This is a genomic window from Colwellia sp. BRX10-4 (genome assembly GCF_014077465.1).
Taxonomy (GTDB): Bacteria; Pseudomonadota; Gammaproteobacteria; order Enterobacterales; family Alteromonadaceae; genus Colwellia_A.
The window spans coordinates 1-4,994 of the sequence record NZ_JACGVZ010000052.1; the positions used below are offsets into that span (position 1 = coordinate 1).

At 36.6% G+C, this 4,994-nt stretch carries 2 protein-coding genes and 1 pseudogene; all 3 read right to left on the minus strand.

The window, feature by feature from the left end:
* On the minus strand, positions 1-2,264 hold a 2,264-nt coding region (locus H4J67_RS19380; protein ID WP_182204752.1), incomplete at its 3' end, for an ABC transporter permease.
* Positions 2,264-4,735: an ABC transporter permease gene (locus H4J67_RS19385; protein ID WP_182204754.1), complete on the minus strand. Its 2,472-nt coding sequence runs from the start codon at positions 4,733-4,735 to the stop codon at positions 2,264-2,266. The genes H4J67_RS19380 and H4J67_RS19385, both read right to left, overlap by 1 nt.
* A pseudogene (locus H4J67_RS19390) lies at positions 4,735-4,994 on the minus strand (hypothetical protein); the annotation flags it as partial. The pseudogene H4J67_RS19390 and the gene H4J67_RS19385, both read right to left, overlap by 1 nt.

Below are 4,994 nucleotides of genomic sequence, written 5' to 3' on the forward strand. Positions count from 1 at the left end.
CCAATGGTTAATAGAGACAACACGCCAACACTCAGCAGTACGCCCAATAATATTGCACTGGCATTGTCTTTAATAATCAATTTAATTAAGTCGCTTCGTTTAGCGCCAATGGCCATGCGTGTTCCTAATTCAAAACGGCGCATTTGCGTGCTGTAACTTAAAATGCCATACAGGCCTATACCCGCCAAAAATAATGTCAGTAGCGCCAGAACTGCCGTTGTATAAACGGTGATTATTTCACGAAACAGTCGCTTATCTTTGAGTTGTTCTAATGATCGATAATTAAATACCGAATAATTTAAGTCGATTTCATTTATAAGATCTGCAATTCGGTCTCTGCTGAGGTTTTTACCTGCTTGGTATTTTATTAATAACATTTCACTATAAGGATAATTGGGCACATAAATACGAGGAATAATACTTGACTCTCCCGGCATTAAAATACTTTTAACAACGCCAGACACCGTTAGAGTATCATTGCCCGAAGTGATTAAATGTAGACCTATTGCTGACCCTGACGGAGCCAATTTTTTAGCAAACACATCATTAATGATAATAAAATCGGTTTGATTTTTAATGTCTGCTTTAGTGAAATTATCACCTTCAATAATGGTTTGATTTATCATATCGAAATAGTTTTCATCAACATCTTGTACTGACGGTGAATAATTTTCATTGGTCTGTGGATTCGATACACTCCGGCTATGACTGAAACTTAATGGGCTTAATGATCGACTAACAGTAGAAATTTGGGGATGTAAACTAAGCTCAGCTTTAATTAACGCCATTGTGGCATTACCTTGCTCTATTGAAGGGATTTCTTTGCTGGTAGAAAGAACATGCAATGCATTGATATTGTTGAGTTCAAAACCTAGATCTTGATTAATGGCATCTGACGCATTGCTAAATAAAAGAATGCTAACAAAAATGAGTGCTGATGCTATAGCCAATTGACTAACAATTAATATTGTTCTTAATTTGTTAGAAACCTGTACTCCGACATTTTTACTACCTGACTGTAAATTTTTATTTAACTGATGATAATTGACCATACCAATGCTAGTACGCGCAAAAAACAAGCTCAGTATTACGGCTGAGATTACCGCTACCAGCAAGGTGACATAATTCAGTGATAATTCATTAACTCTTGCAATATGTTGTGCGACATTATGACGAATGATTTCGAAACCTACCATGGCAATCATTAATGCCACTATGGTTGAGAACCCCATCAGCAAGCTTGTTTCAGCAAGTAACATTTTAAATAAATCTGTTTTTTTAGCGCCTATCGCTGCGTGTACGGCCAATTGTTGTTGCTGCTGAGCTGTGCGGGAAACAAATAAATTCATCATATTGCCACTAGCAATCACCAATATTCCAAGGACACCGGCCAATAACAACCATAGCGTATTTTGGGTATCGCCAAGTATTACCTGCCTAAACGACTGTAAATGCATTTCAACATACCAGCCTTTAACAAAATCAATACCTACGCTATTTTCTTGCCAATGCCCATCAACTAAAGCGGTAATTTGTTGTTGTGCCTGCAAAACAGAGATATTATTTTTTAATTGCCCGACAAAGACGAACCAAGGAAAAGAGTACATTTCATCTTTTAAGTGATTACGAATATTGTAATCCCATGGTAACCAAACCTCTGTTTTCCTACCTGTCTCGTATATATCAGGCTCAATAAACTGCTCAGTTAATACCCCTATTATTTTGAAACTAGTACCACTGAACGTTATTTTTTTAGAAAGAATATCGGCAGACTGCGAAAAATCGTTTAGCCAAGTATCGTAACTAATAATCGCTACTGGATGATAAGTCTCTAGGTCTTCACTTTTTTCAAAACCTCTGCCATGGATGAATTGGCTATCTAATAAACTGAACCAAGCAGAGGTAACATAAGTCGTGGTTATTTTCGGCTGATACTCAAGCGATGTACTGATGTCATCGCCATAAAAAGCGATAGCCGCTTGATCAAAAATTGTTTGCTTTAAATACAAGTTACGTAAACCCGGAGAGTTAAATTTTCGACTTTGTAATTCGTTTTTAGCATTGAAAGTTTGGTGATTAACCTTATATAACTTATCTTCATTTGAATAAGGTAACGGCTTCAACAATAATAAGTACGCCAGTGTGACCACACACAACAAAGCACCTAACGTAATGCCCATTGTTGAAACAACACTAAAAACAAAGCCGGGCTTTTTTTTGAGACTAATAAACGCTTGTTTTGAATGGTGAATAAATAAATTCATTATTCACTTCCTTTCAAAGAGTGGACCACAGGTTTGTTGATGTATTGACGCAAAGGAAAGTAGCAGGCTAGAAAAGAAACAATTAAAATCAATGAAAGTGTCAGCATAAACAACGCCAGCATTTCCAAACTAATGTAAGGATTTAAATAGTGATTAAAATTAAGAAATAAGCAGAGTAATAATAAGGCACTTACGCCAAAGCCTATTAATATTCCGCCAGCATTATCTTTGAAAATCAACGTTATAATATTCGCTCGCTTAGCGCCAATAGCTAACCTTGCACCTATTTCAAAGCGGCGTATTTGAATGGAATAACTTAAAATGCCATAAATACCAATACCAGCAAGCATCAAACTCAATAACGCCACTACAGCAGTAACTATTGCGGTAACTATTTTATTAAACAAGCGCTGATAGCGAACGTCTTCCAACGTTTCAAGTTTGTCGACACTATATGCAGAGCTAACGTTTTTAATAATTTCAACCACTTGCTGTCTAGTTATTTCTTGTTCAACCTTCAATTTTATAAGTATTGATTTTTTTTCTATTGCTAACAGGTCATAAACAGATGATCGAGGTATATATGCACGTTCTGCAATGTCATTTTCAGCTGGGACTTTCATACCTTTGACCACGCCAACTATGGTAAACACTCGATCTTCCCTGAAGAAAACTTTCTTGCCTATAACGTCACCTTTTTCAGCTAATTTAGCCGCTAATGTATCATTTACGATCATGATATTATTCTGAGCTCGAATATCTTCGATAGTAAAATTTTTACCCGCTAATAATGTTTGTTCTAATAATCGGAAATATTGCTCATCAATGATACGGTAAACCATGTTATGCTTTTCATTACTTTCTTGTACCGTTAAGCCAGGCCACCATCGACTATAAGAAGAAAATGGTGATGCACTGTGAGTTATCATTTTAACTTGAGGTAACAAGGCTAATTCTTGATAAATTGACGCCAACTCAGCTACCCCTTTTTCCTCACTAAGCGCGACTGTTTTTGTAGGTGCTAAGGTTAAAGATGTGATGTTTTCAATATTCAAATGGCTTGGTGTATTAATCGAATTTATCGCCTCTTTAAATAAATTCAGGCTAATAAAAATCAGTACGCTGGCAACCGTTACTTGGCAAATAATTAACAGTTGACGAAGTAGTTTAGGCAGTTGGCTGCCAATACCTTTACCACTACTATTTATAGTAACGGCAAGCGTTTTATTGTTCACGCTTTTCAGCGAAATTTTTGCGAAAACCCAAGCAAAAACAAATAATATAATTACTGAAGTAATGAGCGTAAAATCATTAACAGACATCTCACTTGCCCGTGACAATGAAGCCCCTAAATTAGATTCGATTAACGAAAATCCTAGAGAAGTAATCGCTATAGCGATGAAAAGTGATAGAAGAACAAGTATTATCGCTTCACTAAAAAAGACATTGAATAATGCAGACGACTTAGCACCAATTGCTGCTTGTATAGCCATATTTCGCTGTTGCATAAAGGCTCTTGACGTCATTAAATTAGCAATATTGGTAAAAGCAATAATCACTAACCCGATAATACCCGCCAAAAGAAAATAAACTGACTCTCTGTTATCTCCTATGATCACTTTCTTGAAGTCATGCAAGACTATTCTTTTCGTTTTATCTTTAAAACGCTTGTCACCCACTGTTGCTGCCAACCATTTTTCATTAATCAAGGGGGTCAGGCTACTATCTGCCTGAGGAGCAGTGAATTCATCAGAAAGCTTACCAATAATAAATCCATTACTAACTTGCCACCAAATTTTACGTTCGGCGACATCGGTGATATTAAAGTCCCAAGGTAGCCATAATTGTGTTTTTCTATATTTACTAACACCACGTTGATATGAATAGACTTGTGGCTCAATATAATCTTCTCCTGCAACGCCTATGATTTGATAAGAAACGTTATCGAAATCAATTTTTTTACCGAGAATACTCATATCCGAAGAAAAATTATTTACCCATGTTTCATGACTAATAATTGCCACAGGATTATATTGTTCAACTTTTTCTGTTTCCTGAAATGCCCTCCCCAACGTCAATGGCATATCTGTTAGGCTAAACCACTGCGGTGAAACAAAAGTAGCTTCCATCATAGGTAAATCATTTTGACTCAGTAAAACACCTTTTGTATAAGCCACTAAAGCCATTTGCGAAAAAACACTTTGTTCTTTATAAAGCGCCATTAAAGCTGGATAAGGAAAAGCCTCAAACATTAACGCCCCTTTTTCGTCGAGATGCTCATGTGATGCGACATAGAGTTTTTCTTGCTCTGGATACGGTAGAGGCTTAATCAACATCACATACGCCAGCGTTAACACGCACAACAAAGCGCCTAAGGTAATCCCCATAGTAGAAACAACACTAAAAACAAAGCCCAGCTTTTTCTTGAGGCTTAGAAATGCTTGTTTCAATTGGTAGATAAATAGATTCATTATTCGCTTCCCTTTAAAGCATGGATCACAGGTTTGTTGATGTATTGACGCAAAGGAAAGTAGCAGGCAAATACCGACAGCATGCTGATCATCGCCAATGTCACTGTAAATACAGGTAGTAATTGTAAGGTTAGGTAGTGATTTACCTGTTCACTAAAACCAATGGTTAATAGAGACAACACGCCAACACTCAGCAGTACGCCCAATAATATTGCACTGGCATTGTCTTTAATAATCAATTTAATTAAGTCGCTTCGTT

Coding starts and splice junctions, on each gene's coding strand:
- H4J67_RS19385 (WP_182204754.1), bottom strand. CDS start 4,735: ATGAATCTATTTATCTACCAATTGAAACAAGCATTTCTAAGCCTCAAG.